The sequence below is a fragment of the Pseudomonas sp. TE9122 genome (assembly GCF_056278925.1).
Genome location: NZ_JBWBQI010000001.1, coordinates 188,867 through 209,835, shown reverse-complemented (window position 1 = coordinate 209,835; position 20,969 = coordinate 188,867). Strand labels below are relative to the sequence as shown.

Sequence of the window (20,969 nt, the reverse complement as noted above, 5' to 3'; positions counted from 1 at the left end):
TGAAATGTCGACAGCGCTGGCCGGATTGCTCGCAAAATCCCAGCATGCGGGCACTTGGTCGAAATCAGAGGTAAAAACAAAACCACCCGGTCAGAAACTGAATCGTGTCGTCCAGCAGATTATTGACGTACGACACTCGTCTAAGGGAAAAGAGGTGCTAGCATAGAGCCACCAGTCGATCTCAGCATGCACCCTAACTAGTAGTCAGGATATGACCGAGCCAGAAGACCCCAGCCGTGAGCGTCTCAAGCACCACTTTGCCCAGCGGGTAATTCATCAGGCACGTCAGATTCTTGAGATATGGCAGCGCCTGCAACGCAGTGAGTGGTCCACCGTCGATCTTGCCGAACTGAGCGAGGCGAATCTGCGTCTGCTGCGTTTTGCCGAGCGCTTTGAACAGCCGGAACACACTCAGTTGGCGCATCACATCAGCCAGTCGCTGCAAGCGGTGGATGCCAATCGTGGACGCCTCAGCAGCGGCCTGATCACCGATCTCAATCGTTTGATGCAGCGCCTGTCGCGCACTGGCCTGCGCCATGGCGATCAGCTCGACCAGACGTTCCTGCCGCCGCTGCGCAAGCCGATCTACGTGATGTTGCAGGATCACGACCGCGCTGAACGCCTGGCCAAGCAACTGGAATTTTTCGGCTTGAGCGCGCAGGCACTGGACAGCGTGGCCGCGTTTCGTTCGTCGATGGTCGAGCGCTTGCCCGCGGCGATTGTCATGGACGTGGATTTCAGTGGCCCCGGCATCGGCCTGAAACTCGCCGCCGAAGCTCAGGTCGGCCTCGAAGAACCCCTGCCGCTGCTGTTCTTCAGCCTGCACGAAACCGACACCCCGACCCGCCTAGCCGCCGTGCGCGCCGGTGGCCAAGAATTCCTCACCGGCACGCTCGAAGCATCGAGCCTGCTGGAAAAAATCGAAGTGCTGACCTGCGTCGCCCAGTACGAGCCTTATAAAGTGCTGATCATCGACGACTCGCGCGCCCAGGCCCTGCACACCGAGCGTCTGCTCAACAGTGCCGGGATTGTCACCCGCACCCTGATCGAACCGATTCAGGCAATGGCCGAGCTGGCGGATTTCCAGCCGGACCTGATCATCCTCGACATGTACATGCCGGCCTGCACCGGCACCGAGCTGGCGAAGGTCATTCGTCACAACGACCGCTATGTCAGCGTGCCGATCATTTACCTGTCGGCCGAGGACGATCTGGACAAGCAGCTCGACGCCATGAGCGAGGGCGGCGATGACTTCCTGACCAAGCCGATCAAACCGCGACACCTGATCACCACTGTGCGCAACCGCGCCGCGCGGGCACGCAATCTGAAAGCACGGATGGTTCGCGACAGCCTCACCGGCCTGTACAACCACACGCACATCCTGCAATTGCTCGAAGACTGCTCGTTCCGCGCGCGCCGCGAAAACAAACCGCTGAGCTTTGCCATGCTCGACATCGATCACTTCAAGCGGGTCAACGACAGCCACGGCCACCCGATGGGCGACCGGGTGATCAAGAGCCTCGCGCTGTTTCTCAAGCAGCGGTTGCGCAAGACCGATTTCATTGGCCGATACGGCGGCGAAGAGTTCGCCATCGTCATGCCCGACACCGATATCGACGCGGCGCACAAAGTCCTCGACGAGATTCGCCAGCGCTTCGCCGAGATTCATTACCCGGCGCAGCCGCAGGACCTCTGGTGCACGTTCAGCGCCGGCGTAGTAGAAATGTGCGATGACTCCGACAGCCTGATGATGGCCAGCCAGGCCGATGAGGCGCTGTATCGCGCCAAGGGTGCAGGACGCAATCGGGTGCAGACCGCGCGCCAGTCAAAGCAAAGTGCCACTTTTTCATCGGAATCCACTGATTCGGTCATAACCTTGTAATAGAACCGCAATAAATTCAGGCGCTTACCATTCCTGCCGTTGGTAGCCGTCATGCGCCTGAAGTTGCTCACCAATCTCAACACTCTGCTGCTGGTCGCCGTCTGCGTGGCCCTTGGCGCCACGCTGTGGTGGTCGCAAAAAGCCCTCGAACGCCCCTATCTGTTGATGGAGCGTTACCTGGGGCTGTCGCAACAATTTCAGAATGAAGTGGCGCGCAACGTCGAGGATTATCTGGCCAGCGGTGACGCGCTGCGCCTGAGCAGTGCCGCCCAGGCTATCGACAGCGTGCAAAAGCAACTGGGTGACTTGCCCCCGGCGCTGGCCGACACGGTACGGCCAAGCCTGTCGAGCCTCGATGAATTCAGCAAAACCGACCTGCTCGCCGCCGGCAAACTGGCTGGCGATCCGCAGGCGCTGCTGTTGCAGGCCGAACGCGAACTCAGCGCCAGCCTCGACCAGCTCAATACTTACGCCAATGGCAACGCCGCCTACCTCGCGCCACTGCTTGCCGCGTCGCAGCATGTGGGCAGACTGTCGCTGGCGCGGGACAAACTGGTGAGCAGCGGGCGCAGTGAACTGGCTGCCGATGTCGAGCGCGAAGTGAGCAACATGCGCGCTCAGGCCGAGGCCATCGATGCCCTGCCCTTGCTCGGTGTGGTCGCCAGCAACGAATCGAGCAGTGACGATTTCGCCGCGCTGATGGGCATCGAAACCACTGATAAAGCCGCCGCCGAAGATGCCGGTGTCGGCCTCAAACGCGAACTGAACAGCTTGCTCGGCCGCTATCCGGCGGAACTGGCGCGCACCCGCGAGCAGATCCAGAAACGCGCCGAGCTCAGCGCCGCGACCCACGATAAAATCGCCAGCGTGCAACACGCCATCGCCGGCCTCGAACCGGTGGTACGCGCGCAACATGGGCAGATCCAGGGCGAAGTGCGGCTGATGCAAGGCGTGATGATCGGCCTGATTCTGTTGATCGCCCTGCTCATCGATACCTTGCAGCGGCGCCTGGCCCGCACTCTGACCAACCTCGCCCCGGCGCTGTCGACGTGGGCCGAGGGCGATTTCAGTCGCGACATCCAACTGGGCAAGACCAATCGCGAATTGCATGACATCGAAGCGTCGCTCAACCGCTTGCGCGCCTATCTGGTGGATCTGGTCGGCACCATTCGCGGCAACGCCGAGCAGGTCGCGGGCAGCAGCCGCACCCTCGCCGAACTGAGCAATGACCTGCACAGCGGCGCCGAGCATCAGGCCGGCGATACCGCGCTGATTCGCGACTCGCTAGGGGAACTCGAGGCGACGATTCAGCAAGTGGCCGGCGATGCCCGTCAGGCTGCCGACGCCAGTCGTCATGCCGGACTGGCCGTCGAGCATGGGCAGGCTGTAATCGGCCAGAGCCTGACCGGACTGCATGCGCTGGTCGGTGAGGTTCAAGGCAATGCGCAGATGATCGAACATCTGGCAGAAGAATCAGCAACCATTGGCGGCGTGCTGACGGTGATTCGTTCGATTGCGGATCAGACCAATCTGCTCGCCCTGAACGCCGCGATCGAGGCGGCCCGCGCCGGGGAGATGGGCCGTGGTTTTGCCGTGGTCGCCGAGGAAGTGCGCTCGCTGGCACAACGCACCGCCGGGGCCACGGCGGAAATCCAGACGCTGATCGCCGGCCTGCAGACCGCCGCGCGACAATCGGTCGAAGGCATGCGCGCGCAGGTCGAACACGCCGAAGCCACGGCCAGTCAGGCGCAAGCGGCGGACGGTGCACTGGACAAAATCGTTGGCGCGATCCAGACCATCGCCGACACCGCCGTGCGCATCGCCGATGTCACCGCGCAGCAAAGTGGCGCGGTCAGCGAAATCCGCGATCACAGCGAGCGCATTCATCAATTGGGTGGGGATAACCTGCTGCGCATCGGCCAAGGGCGCGAACAGGGCGAGAATCTGTTGGTTCTCGGCGGCCAACTGCATACGGCCGTTCAGGCCTTCCGCGTCTGACGTACCACCTTCGCGAGCAGGCTCTTGCCGACACCACGAATGACCGGATCAGCTCACTCGGTCACAAATTTCGCGCAAACATCGCCCATCGTGCCGCCTATTGCATGGAACTGGACAGTCACAAAGGCTTTGCGGCATAGTCGCCGGGTTCTGACGACTGCTCATTGATAACAAGGACAACGCAGATGGCGACGCTACTGGTGCTGCACGGCCCCAACCTGAACCTGCTCGGCACCCGGGAACCGGGGACCTACGGGTCGACGACCCTGGCGCAGATCAATCAGGATCTGGAGCGGCGCGCCCGTGAAGCCGGCCATCATCTGCTGCACCTGCAAAGCAACGCCGAGTACGAATTGATCGATCGCATCCACGCTGCACGCGGTGAAGGCGTGGACTTCATTCTGATCAATCCGGCGGCTTTTACGCACACAAGTGTCGCATTACGTGACGCGCTGCTGGGAGTGAGCATCCCATTCATCGAAGTGCATTTGTCCAACGTGCACAAGCGCGAACCTTTCCGCCATCACTCCTACTTCTCCGATGTAGCGGTAGGAGTGATCTGCGGCCTTGGCGCCAGCGGTTACCGACTGGCCCTGGAGGCCGCACTAGAGCAGCTTGAACACCAAGCTATACGCCCCTGACCGACCCTTGGGAGTTGATGATTCATGGATATCCGTAAAGTTAAGAAACTGATCGAATTGCTGGAAGAGTCCGGCATCGACGAGCTCGAGATCAAGGAAGGCGAAGAGTCCGTACGCATCAGCCGCCACAGCAAGACCCCGGCGCAGCAGTACTACGCGCCAGCCCCGATGCAGGCTCCGGCCGCTGCCCCTGCTGCCGCGCCAGTCGCTGCCGCTGCTCCGGCTGCCGCTGCTGCACCCGCGCTGAACGGCACCGTGGCCCGTTCGCCGATGGTCGGCACCTTCTACCGCAAATCTTCGCCAACCTCGCCTGCCTTCGTTGAAGTCGGCCAGACCGTGAAGAAAGGCGACACCCTGTGCATCGTCGAAGCCATGAAGATGATGAACCACATCGAAGCTGAAACCAGCGGTGTGATCGAATCCATCCTCGTCGAAGACGGCCAGCCGGTTGAGTACGACCAACCGCTGTTCACCATCGTTTGAACCGCGGAGAGCCTTTGATGACTGCGAAGTTGGAAAAAGTTCTGATCGCTAACCGCGGTGAGATCGCCCTGCGGATTCTGCGTGCCTGCAAAGAGATGGGCATCAAGACCGTCGCCGTTTACTCCAAGGCCGACAAAGAGCTGATGCACCTGGGTCTGGCAGACGAATCCGTCTGCATCGGCCCGGCGTCCGCCGCTCAGTCTTACCTGCACATTCCGGCCATCATCGCTGCCGCTGAAGTGACCGGCGCTACCGCCATTCACCCAGGCTACGGTTTCCTCGCGGAAAACGCCGATTTTGCCGAGCAGGTCGAGAACTCCGGCTTCGCCTTCATCGGCCCGAAAGCCGACACCATCCGCCTGATGGGCGACAAGGTATCGGCCAAGCACGCGATGATCGAAGCCGGCGTACCGACCGTTCCTGGCTCTGACGGCCCGCTGCCGGAAGACGAAGAAACGGCGCTGCGCATCGGTCGTGAAGTCGGCTACCCGGTGATCATCAAGGCCGCCGGTGGCGGTGGTGGTCGCGGCATGCGCGTGGTGCACAAGGAAGAAGACCTGATCGCCTCGGCAAAACTGACCCGCTCCGAAGCAGGCGCGGCGTTCGGCAACCCGATGGTCTATCTGGAAAAATTCCTCACCAACCCACGCCACGTCGAAGTGCAGGTTCTGTCCGACGGCCAGGGCCACGCCATCCACCTGGGCGACCGCGACTGCTCGCTGCAGCGTCGGCACCAGAAGGTTCTCGAAGAAGCACCGGCACCGGGCATCGACGAGAAAGCGCGCCAGGAAGTATTGGCTCGCTGCGTCAAGGCGTGCATCGACATCGGCTACCGTGGCGCCGGTACTTTCGAGTTCCTCTACGAGAACGGCCGTTTCTACTTCATCGAAATGAACACCCGTGTTCAGGTGGAGCACCCGGTTTCGGAGATGGTCACCGGTATCGACATCGTCAAGGAGATGCTCAGCATCGCCGCTGGCAACAAGCTGTCGTTCACTCAGGATGACGTGGTCATCCGCGGTCACTCGCTGGAGTGCCGGATCAACGCTGAAGATCCGAAGACCTTCATGCCGAGCCCGGGCACGGTCAAGCATTTCCACGCCCCAGGCGGCAACGGCGTTCGCGTCGATTCGCACCTGTACAGCGGTTATGCCGTGCCACCGAACTACGACTCGCTGATCGGCAAGCTGATCACTTACGGCGCAACCCGCGACGAAGCCATGGCACGCATGCGCAATGCCCTGGACGAAATCGTGGTCGACGGGATCAAGACCAACATCCCGCTGCACCGTGATCTGGTTCGTGACGAAGGCTTCTGCAAGGGCGGTGTGAACATTCACTACCTCGAGCACAAGCTGGCCAAACAGTCGTAAGGCTGAAGCGGCATGAAAAACCCGATCCCTGCGGATCGGGTTTTTTTATGCCTGCAACAAACCCATCAGACCATCACTGTGGAGAAGGCCTGCTGCTCGACCATTGTGGCAGATGCCCCCAGGCCAGCCTCATCGACCACCGCTCCTGCTGCGTTTTCATGTAACGGTCTGCGGGTGAACCGCCTCGTAAAGTTTCGGGCACGTATCGAGAGCCCGTCCGTGGCATAGCTCGATCTGGCGATAAGCGGGTTGTACAGCCTGCCAATCTGACCAGAGGAATGCTTGAACACTCTCGAGACTCCATTGTTCAGATTCAGCACCACGCCATAGCTGTTGCCCAGGCACGACGAGTATGACCAGTAATCCCATGTCGGCTGCAGGCCCTGTTCGCACAACACGCGCCTGACCGGACCGCCGATGTCGGCGCCCGCCGACAGCCAGTCGCCACCCACCAGCGTGGCGCGAATGTTTTGTGGTGTTCCCCCCAGACGCTCCAGCACCTGCGTGACACTTCGCTCGATCAGCGGGCGAATATTGTGATCGAAATGAATGACCGCCCCCACTCTCGTCGTCGGGTTATACAGCGAGGCGATGACGCAACTCTGCGCATTCAACGAAAACAGGTAGTTATCCTGCGATCCGGGACGGAAAGCCGCCACTACGGCTTCGCCCTGCAGCGCGCCGCGGTTCAGCACGGGCTCGACACCTCCAGGAAAAGCATCATTCAAATTATTCACGCGCCCAAGGTTGCGCACGTTGCCTCCTGTGAGTCCGACCCTGGCATGTGTCCACTTGCCCCCCGGAGCAAGCTGAATCGGTTGCTGATAGATGGCGCTCGGGCGACGGGCATCGACCAGGCTCAGGCCACCGAAATGCGGATTTTCCCTGACCAGAAAGTACTTGCCTCTGTTGCGAATGTAATAGGCCGGTTGCGGCTGTGCAGCGCTGGACGGGCTGCGCCAGGTGCCGAAAAAGACGCCTTCTTCGCTCACCCTTTGCAAATGTTCGGGCGTCTTGCTGACGGCCTGCCTGGCATGAAAGCGTACTTCCCGGATCGCCGGCAGCGCGTCCCTGCGTAGCGGAGCCACGGTATTCAGACGCTCTGACAACAACGAGACAGGCCTCATGGTGTGCTTCAGACTTCTGGCCGCACCGCCCAGCCACTTGATCGCACTGCCTGCGCCGACCATGGCAAACAGCGCCCCCCACGACGCCTCCAGCCAGTGGCCGAGAGCGCCATCGATGTCGCCCTCCAGATGCGCCGCGACCGCCTGACCAGCGCTGACGGCAATGAACACGACATCGAGCAGCAAGGCAAACGGAGGGAACACCATGCAAAACGGTGCGGCTGCAAACATCAGCCCCTTGACCACTTGGCGTTCGATCATTTGCGCGCGGCTGGTGGTGATGTCCTGCACATCCGTGACCGCGCGCTCGATGTACGCATTGAACTCGATGCGCGCGTCAATCAGGCGCTGCGCTTCGTGCAGCGTATCGACGCGTTGTTTTTTTGCCGCAATCGCATACAGGGTGCGCGACACGATGCTGCGCGCAGCAACCGGCGTACGCGCCATCAAGTAGTCATGCAAAGCGCCGGCGATGTCGCCGAACAGTGACTGATATGCACGTACCACAATGCCGTCGGGGGCATCAGGCGTGTACAGCCACCAGGACGGCTCGGGGTCGAACGAGGTCAGCACATACACCCCGAGCACGACGTGATGGCGCACGGTGAACCTGAACACGCCGTCACTTTCAACCATGCTGGCGCCCGGAAAATGCGTACCCGGTGCTGGCACCTGGCTCAACAGAGAAACCTGACGGACCAGCGCCGAATACACCGCGTCGCTCAATCGCGCCTGACTTCTGGCAACGCGTAAATCCCGGTCCATCTTTGACAGCAGCACGTTGCGGTAGGCAAAGCGACGCGGTTCGTAGGCAGCATCACGCGGATCGAGATATTTGCCACGGATCTCGCTGGCGTATTTTTCACCCAGCCACGCCCGGCGCAGATACAGCGCCAGATCGGCGCTGCGCACCTGGCTCAGATCCTGGCCAACCGACGATCGCACGCCTTTTTTCGGATGGTCGATGCCGGAGTTGTCATCGTAGCCGTGAATGGCCAGGTCGAGCAGCGTGGCAACCTGCTGCTTCCTGCGGTCGGCGACACCGGGGTTGTAATCGATCAACACGGTGGCCGGATCGACCGGTTCCAGCACGTTCTTGCTGCGCATATAGGGCGTGATCGCTGCGGCAACCGAGCGCCTGGCGAAATCGACAAAAACCTCGAAACCGCCCAGCAGCTCGTTGAACACCTGCTGATGAACGATCAGTTCCTGATTCAGACTGCTGATGCGCCGGCGAGCCTCGAGCGCGAGCGTCGTGTACCAGCGCAGCGAGTTGTCCTGCTCGACCCGCTGCAGGTTGTTTGCCAGGGCCATTTTTGCAGCGGCTTCGACGCACTCGTCGAACGGCAAGGGCGTTCGTCGAAGGTCACTCTGCATGCCCCAGAGAGCAGGACTGGCCGCCGCAGCCACAAGATAATCACGTGCCGGGTGATGTGCCGTCGGCGAAAGCTGCTGCAACAGATACTCGCGACCGGATTCGCTCTGCGTCCAGCTCCATACTTCGCCGGTCAACGCCGCAATCGAAGGCAACCGGACCCACTCCTGACCGTCCGGTTTGTTGGGCGCGTACAGCACCAGGTTATTCACCGCTTGCTCAGTCTCTGCCTGGTAGAACACCAGAAGATCGGCGCATTGCATGCCGTTGGGCAGCGTCAATGCGGCCACTTGCAACGGTTTCATTGCCGCTTGCCCAGACCACATCTGCTCCAGACGCTCATGGTCGGAATCCGCCAGATGAGCTGCGCAGCGCGCGACGAATGCGCTCTGCCTGAGCCGTACGGTGAACCAGTCGATGAGTGCCTTTTGCACGTCGGTGCGCTGGTACTGCTCGGCGAGGGCGCGCAGGTAGTCCGCCGGATAATCCTGTTCCGCCAGCATGTCGGCAATGAATGCCGGCTTGAGTGACTGGTTGCGCAATGGCGCAGGACTGGTGATCTCCAATACCGCTGCGAAGTCCTGACCGATCGGCCCGCATGCCAGCAGGTCACTGAGGCTGCGATTGTGGGTCGGCTCACCGACCGCCGAGCGCCATCTGAGCCGCACGTCGATCCGGTCTGGTTCAACCGCCATGTCGAGCTTGAGCTGAATGTATTCGATGGCCTGCTGGCGGGCAAAGTCGCGCAACGAGCCGTGGCCCTGCAGCAGGTCATCGAGAGCTGCCTGCGCCAGTGACGTCTGCTCCTGATAATCGCGCAACAGGGCGCGATCCGGCTCCTTCAGCGCTTTGATCCATGACGGCAGTTGCGCGAAGGAATGCGCCTCGAGAATCTTTTTCTCTGCGCCGGTTGCCAGGGCAGTCAACCGGTACCGACGCGTGCTGCGGGCGTGAACCCGGTCGATTTTGCTGCGCAATTGATCCAGTGTCAGGCCCGCCAGTTGGTCACGGCGCAACAGCAACTCGATGTCCTTGATATAGCGCCGCAGCTTGCGCTTGATCAGGCGATCAAACAACGCTTCCTGCCCTTTTGTCGCCCAATGTTCTCGCAGGTATTTTTTGTACTGGTCGAGGAAGTGCAGCGAAACGCTATCCACCGTCCGGATCACATGCTCATGACGGCTGGACGGTAAACCGGGGTCAGCGCCCCCAGGCCAGCGAAATGGCGCGTCCTGGAGCGCCAGGAACATGACTGGCCGGCCGTCGATAAGCTTTTGCAGAATGGCGTCAAGCAGCGCAACCACAAAGCCCGGGGCGAAATGGCCGTCCGGGTAATGCCTGCGCAGTTCAGTCAAAGCGAAATGCTCCAGCGCCTCGAGCAACGTCATCTGGCTGTTCAAGCGCTTGTCGATCATCACCTGCCAGCGCGTGATGCGCAGGAGGATCTCCTGCACCGACCCCGTAGACGCAGCGGCTATCGGTGGTTTTTCTTCTACAGTCCCTTGTTGATCCGCCATGTCGTCCAGCCTTTTGTTGCGTAGAGATGAGCGCTCACTCTATTTGCCGACAAAAGTGCTCAGGCCATACATATGTATATCGCGGCCGCGAATGTGTAACAGCCAAGCGGTGTGTCCACTTTGCCGGCGACCTGGCGTAAACTGCGCGCTTTTGCAGCTTCGGGCTGCCCCACAGATTTTCAAAGGTGCCCGCCATGCCTTGGCTGCAAGTCCGTCTCGCCATCACCCCGGAACAAGCCGAAACCTACGAGGACGCATTCCTCGAAGTCGGCGCCGTGTCGGTGACTTTCATGGACGCCGAAGACCAGCCGATCTTCGAACCGGAACTCAACACCACGCCGCTGTGGTCGCACACCCACTTGCTGGCGCTGTTCGAAGGCGGTACCGAACCGGAACCGGTGCTGGCCCATCTGGAATTGCTGACCGGCAGCCCGTTGCCCGAACATCACAGCGAAGTGATCGAAGATCAGGACTGGGAACGCAGCTGGATGGACGGTTTCGAGCCGATGCGTTTCGGCCAGCGCCTGTGGATCGTGCCGAGCTGGCACGCCGCGCCCGAGCCTGGCGCGGTCAACCTGCTGCTGGACCCGGGCCTGGCGTTCGGCACCGGCACCCACCCGACCACCGCACTGTGCCTGGAATGGCTCGACGGTCAGGATCTGAAAGGCTGCCACGTGCTCGACTTCGGCTGTGGCTCGGGGATTCTGGCGATTGCCGCCCTGCTGCTCGGCGCCAAACAAGCTGTGGGCACCGACATCGACGTACAGGCACTGGAAGCCTCGCGCGACAACGCTGGGCGCAACAATATTGCCGATGAGCTGTTCCCGCTGTACCTGCCCGAGGATCTGCCGCAAGTTCAGGCCGACGTGCTGGTCGCCAACATTCTCGCCGGCCCGCTGGTGTCGCTGGCGCCGCAACTGTCCGGTCTGGTCAAGAGCGGCGGGCGCCTGGCGCTGTCGGGCATTCTCGCCGAGCAGGGCGAAGAAGTAGCGGCAGCTTATGCGCAGGACTTCGAGCTCGACCCGATCGCCAATCGCGACGGCTGGGTGCGCATCACCGGGCGTCGGCGCTAAAATGACCGCTTGCCTGAACCGGATCGCCGCATGACCGACAGTTTCGTCACCCAATGCCCGCATTGCCAGACCAGTTTCCGCGTCAACCATGCTCAATTGAGCGTGGCGCGCGGGGTGGTTCGTTGCGGCTCCTGCCTGCAAGTGTTCAATGCCGCCAAGCAGCTGCTCGAGCAACATTCCGGCAAGCACACGGTGACGCCGCTCGCACCAGCGCTGCCTGAAGCGCCCGCGCCTGTCAGCGATTCTGCGGTCGTCGAACAGATCCCCGCACCGCGCGCCATCAGCCAGAAGCAATGGAGCGCGTCGGAACTGGATCTGGACAGCCTCGATCTGGACGAAGAACTCGCCCGCCTCGAACAGCGCGAAATCCAGCCGGCCGCCGAATTCGGCCGTACCCGCGAAGAATCCTTGAGCGCCCGACGCGACAGCCCGGAGCCGGACGAAGGCACATGGCCCGACAGCCTGTTCAGCGAGCCTGCGGATGAGCGCAGCGTAGCGCCGGATATCGAGCCGGATATCGACGGCATCGAAACCCTCGAACCCGAGCGCACCGAACCTTCGCTGTCGCTGGAGCCGGTGGATCTGGATGACGAGCCGCCGATTCCGCAATTGCGCCTGCATGACCCGATCGACCCCAACGCCCGCCGCGAACGACTGTCGGCTAGCGACGACAACGATGACGACGATCTGCCATTGATCACTTCGCCGCGCAAAAAACGCGAACGGGCCGAGCCCGGGGTGCGCGCCGAGGTCCTGCAGGATCTGACCGACGACCCGCTGCAACTGGACTGGCAGCAGCGCCGCTCGCCCTGGGGCCGGCGCCTGCTCTGGCTGGTGCTGGTGGTGTTGGCGGCCGGCGGCCTTGCCGCCCAGTACATCGCCTATCACTTCGAGGAACTGGCGCGGCAGGATCAATACCGACCGTGGTTCCAGCAGATCTGCCCGCAGATCGGCTGCACCGTGCCGTCGAAAGTCGATATCGGCAAAATCAAGAGCAGCAATCTGGTGGTGCGCAGCCATCCCGATTTCAGCGGGGCGCTGGTGGTCGACGCGATCATTTACAACCGGGCGACGTTTTCCCAGCCGTTCCCTTTGCTCGAACTGCGCTTCGCCGACCTCAACGGTCATCTGATCGCCAGTCGTCGCTTCAAACCCGGCGAGTATCTGAGCGGCGATCTCGAAGGCCTCGCGGAAATGCCGCCGCAGACGCCGATCCACATCGCCCTGGATATTCTCGATCCGGGGCCGAAAGCGGTGAATTACAGCCTGAACTTCCACTCACCGGAGTGAACCGCTTCAGCGTTTCTCGATTGACGGCATTTTTCTGACTGGATCGCGGCCAACCAAACCGTTGGCGATAACAGAATAACTGTTCAGATTTTGTTCAATTCAGCCTTTAACCAGTCATCGAGAGCGGGTATCATGCCCACCCTTTTTCGAACTCTCATGATCCGGCCCCACTTCAGGGAAGTCCTATGTCGGCGGTACGCATCGGCCCATATACATTGCAGAACGGTTTGATTCTCGCCCCGATGGCGGGCGTCACCGACCAGCCTTTTCGTCAGCTGTGCAAGCGTCTGGGCGCAGGGCTTGTAGTCTCGGAAATGGTCACCAGTGACATGAGCCTGTGGAATACCCGCAAGTCGCGCATGCGCATGATCCACGAAGGCGATCCCGAGCCGCGCTCGGTGCAGATCGCCGGTGGCGACGCGCAGATGCTGGCCGATGCGGCACGGGCCAACGTCGAACTGGGCGCACAGATTATCGATATCAACATGGGCTGTCCGGCCAAAAAGGTCTGCAACAAGGCCGCCGGCTCCGCGTTGCTGAAAGACGAAGCACTGGTGACCGAGATCCTGCAGGCCGTAGTGGCCGCGGTTGATGTGCCGGTCACCCTGAAGATCCGCACCGGCTGGGATCGCGAAAACAAGAACGGTCTGAACGTGGCGAAGATCGCCGAACAGGCCGGGATCACAGCGCTGGCCGTGCATGGCCGCACCCGCGCCGATCTGTACACAGGGGAAGCCGAGTACGACACGATTGCCGCGATCAAGCAGGCCGTGTCGATCCCGGTGTTTGCCAACGGCGATATCGATTCGCCGGAAAAGGCCCGATACGTGCTTGATGCGACCGGTGCCGATGGCCTGCTGATAGGCCGGGCCGCTCAAGGGCGGCCATGGATTTTTCGCGAGATCGATCATTTCCTGCGTACCGGCGAGAAATTGCCGGCGCCGGAACTGAGCGAAGTGGAACGCATCCTGCTGGAGCATCTGGCTGCCCTTCACGCCTTTTATGGTGACGTGATGGGCGTGCGCATTGCCCGCAAGCATGTGGGCTGGTATCTCGCAACCTTGCCGGGCGCCAGGGAGTTTCGCGCCCGTTTCAATCGTTTGGATGGTACGGAAACACAATGCGCCGACGTTCGGGAGTTCTTCGCCGAGCGTTACAAGAGCCTGACAGGGGACGAAGAAGGGGTGGCCGCATGACGATGATGACCGAGACTTTAGTGAGTGGAACAACACCCGTGAGCGACAACGTGAATTTGAAACAGCACCTCAACACGCCGAGCGAAGAAGGCCAGACCCTTCGCGGGAGTGTCGAGAAGGCGCTGCACAATTATTTCGCCCACCTTGAGGGCGCGTCCGTCACGGATGTGTACAACCTGGTGCTGTCCGAAGTCGAGGCGCCCCTGCTCGAAAGCGTGATGAACTACGTCAAGGGCAACCAGACCAAGGCCAGTGAGCTGCTGGGACTGAACCGCGGCACGCTGCGCAAGAAACTCAAGCAGTACGATCTGCTGTAAGCATTCAATCAAACCAGAAAGGCGCCCGCGTAAAAAACGGTCGCCTTTTTTGCTGACTTCCTTTGCTTTTGATGGAAATTGAGATGACCGACCAGACTACCCGCCTGCCGATTCGCCGCGCCTTGATCAGCGTTTCCGACAAGACCGGGATCCTCGAATTCGCCAAGGAGCTCGAAGCTCTGGGCGTCGAGATCCTCTCCACCGGCGGAACGTTCAAGCTGCTGCGTGACAACGGCGTTGCCGCAGTGGAAGTCGCGGATTACACCGGTTTCGCCGAGATGATGGACGGTCGGGTGAAAACCCTGCACCCGAAAATCCACGGCGGCATCCTCGGTCGTCGCGGTACTGACGATGCGATCATGAACGAGCACGGCATCAAGCCGATCGATCTGGTAGCGGTCAACCTGTACCCGTTCGAAGCAACCATCAACAAGCCAGGCTGCGACCTGCCGACCGCCATCGAGAACATCGATATCGGCGGCCCGACCATGGTCCGTTCGGCAGCGAAAAACCACAAAGACGTGGCCATCGTGGTGAATGCCAGCGATTACGCCAACGTTCTGGAAAATCTCAAGGCCGGCGGCCTGACCTACGCTCAGCGTTTCGACCTGATGCTCAAGGCCTTCGAACACACCGCCGCCTACGACGGCATGATCGCCAACTACATGGGCACCGTGAACCAGGCCGCTGAAACCCTGAGCACTGAAGGTCGCAGCGAATTCCCGCGCACGTTCAACAGCCAGTTCATCAAGGCTCAGGAAATGCGCTACGGCGAGAACCCGCACCAGAGCGCGGCGTTCTACGTGGAAGCCAGGCCTGCCGAAGTCGGCATCGCCACCGCGACCCAGCTGCAAGGCAAAGAACTGTCGTACAACAACGTCGCCGACACCGACGCTGCGCTGGAATGCGTGAAGAGTTTCGTCAAGCCAGCCTGCGTGATCGTCAAGCACGCCAACCCGTGCGGCGTGGCGGTCAGCCCGGACGCTGAGGGCGGCATTCGTCAGGCTTACGAACTGGCCTACGCCACCGACACCGAGTCGGCGTTCGGCGGCATCATCGCCTTCAACCGTGAACTGGATGCCGAGACCGCCAAAGCGATCGTCGAGCGCCAGTTCGTTGAAGTGATCATCGCCCCATCGGTCAGCGAAGAAGCCCGCGCCATCGTCGCGGCCAAAGCCAACGTACGCCTGCTGGCCTGCGGCGAGTGGTCGGCTGAGCGCGCCGCTGCCTGGGATTACAAGCGCGTCAACGGTGGCCTGCTGGTGCAGAGCCGTGATATCGGCATGATCAGCACCGATGACCTGAAAGTGGTGACCAAGCGCGCGCCGACCGAACAGGAAATCCACGATCTGATCTTCGCTTGGAAAGTCGCCAAATACGTCAAATCCAACGCCATCGTCTACGCCAAGAACCGCCAGACCATCGGTGTCGGCGCCGGCCAGATGAGCCGCGTCAACTCGGCACGCATCGCCGCGATCAAGGCTGAGCACGCCGGTTTGCAGGTGGCCGGTTCGGTCATGGCGTCCGACGCGTTTTTCCCGTTCCGCGACGGTCTGGACAATGCGGCCAAGGTCGGCATCACTGCGGTGATCCAGCCGGGCGGTTCGATGCGTGATGCTGAAGTGATTGCCGCTGCCGACGAAGCCGGTATCGCAATGGTATTCACCGGCATGCGCCACTTCCGTCACTGATACACCGATTCAAATGTGGGAGCGAGCCTGCTCGCGAATGCAATCTGCCAGCGACGTTGACGTTGACTGACACACCGCTTTCGCGAGCAGGCTCGCTCCCACATAAAGCGCTCCAGCAGCGCCTGACAGATTTTTGAGGTTTTTGAAATGAATGTTTTGATCATTGGCAGCGGTGGCCGTGAACACGCTCTGGCCTGGAAAGTGGCTCAGGATCCGCGTGTGCAGAAGGTTTTCGTTGCACCGGGCAACGCTGGCACCGCCATTGAAGCCAAATGTGAAAACGTCGCCATCGACGTGTTGGCGCTGGAGCAACTGGCCGATTTCGCGGAAAAGAACGTTTCCCTGACCATCGTCGGCCCGGAAGTGCCGCTGGTGGCTGGCGTGGTCGATCTGTTCCGCTCTCGTGGCCTGGACTGCTTCGGTCCGACTGCCGGTGCTGCGCAACTGGAAGGTTCGAAAGCCTTCACCAAGGATTTCCTCGCCCGCCACAAGATTCCGACCGCCGATTACCAGAACTTCACCGAGATCGAGCCGGCCCTGGCTTATCTGCGTGAGAAAGGCGCGCCGATCGTGATCAAGGCCGATGGCCTGGCTGCCGGCAAAGGCGTGATCGTCGCCATGACCCTGGCCGAAGCCGAAGACGCCGTGCGTGACATGCTCGCTGGCAACTCGTTTGGCGACGCCGGTTCACGCGTGGTGATCGAAGAATTCCTCGACGGCGAAGAAGCTTCGTTCATCGTCATGGTCGACGGCAAGAACGTGCTGCCGATGGCCACCAGCCAGGATCACAAACGCGTCGGCGACGGCGACAGCGGCCCGAACACCGGCGGCATGGGTGCTTATTCCCCTGCCCCGGTGGTCACCGCCGACGTGCACCAGCGCGTGATGGATCAGGTGATCTGGCCGACCGTGCGCGGCATGGCCGAGGAAGGCAACGTCTACACTGGCTTCCTCTATGCCGGTCTGATGATCGACAAGGCCGGCAATCCGAAGGTTATCGAGTTCAACTGCCGCTTCGGCGATCCGGAAACCCAACCGGTGATGCTGCGTCTGCAATCGAGCCTGGTGCTGCTGGTTGAAGCCGCATTGGCGCAGGCACTGGACAAAATTGAAGCACAGTGGGATCCGCGTCCGAGCGTTGGCATCGTTCTGGCTGCTGGCGGCTACCCGGGCGACTACGCCAAAGGCGCAGCGATCAACGGTCTGGACGCGGCGGCAGCTCTGGAAGGCAAAGTCTTCCACGCCGGCACCGCGTTGAAGGACGGTCAGGTCGTTACTGCCGGTGGTCGTGTACTGTGTGCCACTGCCATGGGCGCCACCGTGGGTGAAGCTCAGCAGCAGGCCTACAAACTGGCCGCTGCCATCGACTGGGAAGGCTGCTTCTACCGCAAGGACATCGGCTACCGCGCCATTGCCCGTGAACGCGGCGAAACCCAGGAGTAAGCGATCCATCAGGCCCGGCGCGGGATGCCATTCCTCGCCGGGCTGTTCGGTCGTCGCGCATCGTTATATTCTGGCATCAACCTACGAAGGGATTTCGCCGTGCGCTGGCTCAGGATTGCCATAAGCTTCACCGTCACGCTGATGACCTTGCTCTGCATGCTCCCGGCCCAGGCCGCGCAAGGCAGTGGCTGGTCGGTATTGCTTGACGATCAGGGCATCCTGCAACTGAGCGACATCCGCTCCGCTCGCTACACCAATCAATTCAGCCCCATCGAGCTTGACCGTCTGACCGCGGCCGAACCCGAGGGCGCCCTGTGGCTGCGCTTCAAACTGGCGCCGGGCAAGCACGAACAAGTGCTGCGCATCTTTGCCCCCGACCTGTCCCAACTCAATCTCTACGTGCTCGACGGCGACCGGCTGATCGAGCAACGCAATACCGGCAACGAACGGCCGCAGGCCGAACATCCTTTGCCAAGCAGCGATTTCATGCTGCCGCTGCCCCAGGCCGACAAGCCGCTGGACGTCTACGTACGCATGGTCTCCGGCCATCAGCTACGCCCGCACATCACCCTGCAAGCGGCAATCGAGGGCGCAGCCGATCAGAAGCAGACGCTGATTTTCGGCCTGCTGTTCGGCTGCCTCGCCATGCTCCTGCTGCACAACCTGGTGCGCTACGCCTACTCGCGCTCGCGCAGCAGTCTGTGGCTGGCGATCTGTGAAGGCCTGCTCGGACTGAGTCTGTTCCTGTTGCTCAATCTCGCCGGTCCGTGGTTGCCGAACTGGCAAGCCATTCAGACGCCGGGCGCTTATCTGGCATTGCTGCTGACGGCTCCAGCCGGATTGATGTACGCCCTGCGCTTCTTTGCACCACTGGGCCAGCATCCGCTGAACAAACTGCTGTGGGGCGACATTCTGTTGATCGTCACGTGCAGCCTGTTGCTGCTGTTCGTCAACACCTTGCCGCTGAACATCATCACCTACGCATTGGTCGCATTGGCCGGTCTGAGCATGTTGCTGGTGGGTTTCTATCACTGGCAGAAGGGCTATCGCCCGGCGCGTCTGTTCGTCGCCGCCATGATCGTGTTCAACATCGGCACCCTGGTTATCCTGCCGGCGCTACTGGGGCTGACCCTGGTCACGCCGCAAGGCCTGATCATGACGTTGATGTTGTTCATTTGCATCAGCGGTCTGCTGATGAGCGTCGCCTTGGGCGAGCGACAGCGCAGCATCACTGAAAGTCGTTTCAGCATCAGCCGCGACCTGGCGGCAAGCAACGCCGAAATCAACGCCAAAGCCGAATTCCTCGCCAAGATCAGCCACGAAATCCGCACACCGATGAACGGCGTACTGGGCATGACCGAGCTGCTGCTGGGCACGCCGCTGTCGGTCAAGCAACGCGATTACGTGCAAACCATCCACAGCGCCGGCAACGAACTGCTGACGCTGATCAACGAGATCCTCGACATCTCCAAGCTCGAATCCGGGCAGATCGAACTCGATGACGTGCAGTTCGACCTCAACGCCCTGATCGATGATTGCCTGAGCATCTACCGGGCCAAGGCCGAGCAACAGAACGTCGAGCTGATCAGCTTCATCCAGCCGCAAGTGCCACGGGTAATCAGCGGCGATCCGACGCGCCTGCGCCAGACCTTGCTGAGCCTGCTGGAAAATGCCCTGAAGAAAACCGAAGAAGGCGAAGTGCTGATCGTCGTTGCACTGGATGAGCGCAGCAGCAAGCCGCGCCTGCGCATTGCCGTGCAGGACAGCGGCGTGCCGATGGAGCCGGAAGAGCGCGAAGCACTGTTGCACGCCGAATTGCACAGCAAGCACTTCCTCTCGGCCAATCGCCTGGGCGGCAATCTCGGCCTGGTGATCGCGCGCCAACTGATCCGCCTGATGCAAGGCGAGTTCGGCATCAAGAGCGGCGCCACCCAGGGCAGCACTTTGTGGCTGACCTTGCCACTGGACCCGGATCGCCTCGAACATCCGACCTCCGACCTCGACAGCCCGCTGCAGGGCGCGCGGGTGCTGGTGGTCGACGATAACGACACCTGCCGCAAGGTACTGGTGCAGCAGTGCAGCGCCTGGGGCCTGAATGTCAGCGCCGTGCCGTCGGGCAAGGAGGCGCTGGCGCTGCTGCGCACCAAGGCGCATCTGCGCGATTACTTCGACGTGGTCCTGCTCGACCAGAACATGCCCGGCATGACCGGCATGCAACTGGCAGCGAAGATCAAGGAAGACCCGAGCCTGAACCACGACATTCTGCTGATCATGCTCACCGGCATCAGCAACGCGCCGAGCAAGATCATTGCGCGCAATTCGGGGATCAAACGAATACTGGCCAAACCGGTGGCCGGCTATACGCTCAAGACCACGCTGGCTGACGAGCTCAATCAACGCAACAAGGGCCAGGTCGCGTTCCAGCCGCAGGTCGTTACGGCGGCCACAGCGGCCAAAGTGCCCAGCGACTTCCGCATCCTTGTCGCCGAAGACAACACCATTTCGACCAAAGTGATCCGTGGCATGCTCGGCAAGCTCAACCTGCAACCGGACACCGCGAGCAATGGTGAAGAAGCGCTGCAAGCGATGAAGGCCCAGCGTTACGACCTGGTGCTGATGGACTGCGAAATGCCGATCCTTGATGGCTTCTCCGCCACTCAGCAACTGCGCGCCTGGGAAGTCAGCAATCAGCGCATCCGCACACCGGTTGTAGCCCTCACCGCGCACATCCTCGCCGAACACAAGGAGCGCGCCCGGCAGGCCGGCATGGACGGGCACATGTCCAAACCGGTCGAGCTCTCCCAGTTGCGCGAGTTGATCGAACACTGGGTTGCCCAGCGCGATCAGCAGAACCGGGCCACGACCCAGCCGTCGTAAACCGACAGAATCTGCGGTGCCTGATAGACTCCCCCCCGACTCCATCGCCAGTGAGCTTGCATCATGCTCCATGTGTTGTTCAGCGTTTATCTGAAGATGCTGGTGCTCTACAGCCCGTTCTTCGTGTTGTCGTGCTTTATCAGCCTGACCCGTGGCTATTCGCGCAAGGAACAGCGGCGTCTGGCGTGGAAGGTCGCCCTCGCCACACTGATTTCCAGTGTGCTGCTCTATTTGTTCGGGCGGGTGATTTTCGATGTCTTCGGCATCACCGTAGACGCCTTCCGCATCGGTGCCGGCAGCGTGTTGTTCATTTCCGCGCTCGGCATGGCTCAGGGCAAACCGGCGGTGCAGGCCGACAATGTGCAGCAGGACGTGACCATCGTGCCGCTGACCATTCCGCTGACGGTCGGCCCCGGCACCATCGGCGCCTTGCTGGTAATGGGCGTCAGCCAGCCGCACTGGGACGACAAGCTCACTGCAATCATGAGCATCGCCCTGGCCAGTTTTACTGTCGGAGTGGTGCTGTATCTGTCCAATCGCATCGAGCGGATTCTCGGCGATCAGGGCTTGCAGATTGTCAGCCGCTTGATGGGATTGTTTGTTTGCGCACTGGCCGCGCAGATCATTTTTACCGGCGTGAAAGGTTATCTGGTGCCTTGAGTGTTGTTGCAGCGCAACCGCCACAA

At 61.2% G+C, this 20,969-nt stretch carries 14 protein-coding genes; 13 read left to right on the top strand and 1 reads right to left on the bottom strand.

What is annotated here, in order from left to right; genetic code table 11:
* Nucleotides 1-211 precede the first annotated feature (211 nt).
* From gcbA to accC, 5 genes are all read left to right on the top strand, one after another.
* On the top strand, nucleotides 212-1,882 hold the full coding sequence (gcbA, locus tag ACZ9BE_RS00825; RefSeq protein ID WP_016771860.1) for a diguanylate cyclase GcbA: 1,671 nt from the start codon (nucleotides 212-214) through the stop codon (nucleotides 1,880-1,882).
* Nucleotides 1,883-1,933: 51 nt separating this feature from the next.
* Complete coding sequence (locus tag ACZ9BE_RS00820; protein WP_476248809.1) at nucleotides 1,934-3,880, top strand: methyl-accepting chemotaxis protein; 1,947 nt, start codon at nucleotides 1,934-1,936, stop codon at nucleotides 3,878-3,880.
* Between the two features lie 185 nt (nucleotides 3,881-4,065).
* Nucleotides 4,066-4,521, top strand: a complete 456-nt coding sequence (gene aroQ / locus ACZ9BE_RS00815) for a type II 3-dehydroquinate dehydratase (protein ID WP_016771861.1) — start codon at nucleotides 4,066-4,068, stop codon at nucleotides 4,519-4,521.
* 24 nt (nucleotides 4,522-4,545) lie between these two features.
* Complete coding sequence (gene accB / locus ACZ9BE_RS00810; RefSeq protein WP_016771862.1) at nucleotides 4,546-5,004, top strand: acetyl-CoA carboxylase biotin carboxyl carrier protein; 459 nt, start codon at nucleotides 4,546-4,548, stop codon at nucleotides 5,002-5,004.
* A 17-nt stretch (nucleotides 5,005-5,021) separates the two neighbouring features.
* Entirely contained in the window at nucleotides 5,022-6,377 is a 1,356-nt protein-coding gene (gene accC, locus ACZ9BE_RS00805) for an acetyl-CoA carboxylase biotin carboxylase subunit (protein WP_024011424.1), read from the top strand.
* Nucleotides 6,378-6,442: 65 nt separating this feature from the next.
* Here the strand turns inward: accC and ACZ9BE_RS00800 are convergent, their stop codons facing one another.
* Nucleotides 6,443-10,396 (bottom strand): type III effector 1, encoded by a 3,954-nt coding sequence (locus tag ACZ9BE_RS00800; RefSeq protein WP_476248808.1) that lies wholly within the window; start codon nucleotides 10,394-10,396, stop codon nucleotides 6,443-6,445.
* A 194-nt stretch (nucleotides 10,397-10,590) separates the two neighbouring features.
* Between ACZ9BE_RS00800 and prmA the strand changes: the two genes are divergently transcribed.
* The 8 genes from prmA (at nucleotide 10,591) to ACZ9BE_RS00760 (ending at nucleotide 20,943) form a co-directional block, all read left to right on the top strand.
* On the top strand, nucleotides 10,591-11,469 hold the full coding sequence (prmA, locus tag ACZ9BE_RS00795) for a 50S ribosomal protein L11 methyltransferase (RefSeq protein WP_095180914.1): 879 nt from the start codon (nucleotides 10,591-10,593) through the stop codon (nucleotides 11,467-11,469).
* A gap of 30 nt (nucleotides 11,470-11,499) precedes the next feature.
* A complete protein-coding gene (locus ACZ9BE_RS00790; RefSeq protein WP_476248807.1) occupies nucleotides 11,500-12,759 on the top strand; it encodes a DUF3426 domain-containing protein in 1,260 nt (419 codons plus the stop codon).
* Nucleotides 12,760-12,944: 185 nt separating this feature from the next.
* A complete protein-coding gene (gene dusB, locus ACZ9BE_RS00785) occupies nucleotides 12,945-13,955 on the top strand; it encodes a tRNA dihydrouridine synthase DusB (protein WP_016771866.1) in 1,011 nt (336 codons plus the stop codon).
* Nucleotides 13,952-14,272 (top strand): DNA-binding transcriptional regulator Fis, encoded by a 321-nt coding sequence (fis, locus tag ACZ9BE_RS00780; RefSeq protein WP_002555375.1) that lies wholly within the window; start codon nucleotides 13,952-13,954, stop codon nucleotides 14,270-14,272. The genes dusB and fis overlap by 4 nt, the downstream gene beginning before the upstream one ends.
* An 83-nt stretch (nucleotides 14,273-14,355) precedes the next feature.
* The gene (purH, locus tag ACZ9BE_RS00775) at nucleotides 14,356-15,963 is read left to right on the top strand and encodes a bifunctional phosphoribosylaminoimidazolecarboxamide formyltransferase/IMP cyclohydrolase (RefSeq protein WP_252877360.1); all 1,608 of its coding nucleotides are present in this window, start codon (nucleotides 14,356-14,358) and stop codon (nucleotides 15,961-15,963) included.
* A 147-nt stretch (nucleotides 15,964-16,110) separates the two neighbouring features.
* Nucleotides 16,111-17,406, top strand: a complete 1,296-nt coding sequence (gene purD / locus ACZ9BE_RS00770; RefSeq protein WP_252887255.1) for a phosphoribosylamine--glycine ligase — start codon at nucleotides 16,111-16,113, stop codon at nucleotides 17,404-17,406.
* Nucleotides 17,407-17,505: 99 nt separating this feature from the next.
* On the top strand, nucleotides 17,506-20,283 hold the full coding sequence (locus ACZ9BE_RS00765; RefSeq protein ID WP_150741627.1) for a hybrid sensor histidine kinase/response regulator: 2,778 nt from the start codon (nucleotides 17,506-17,508) through the stop codon (nucleotides 20,281-20,283).
* Nucleotides 20,284-20,346: 63 nt separating this feature from the next.
* The gene (locus tag ACZ9BE_RS00760; RefSeq protein WP_016771870.1) at nucleotides 20,347-20,943 is read left to right on the top strand and encodes a MarC family protein; all 597 of its coding nucleotides are present in this window, start codon (nucleotides 20,347-20,349) and stop codon (nucleotides 20,941-20,943) included.
* The last annotated feature ends 26 nt before the right edge of the window (nucleotides 20,944-20,969 follow it).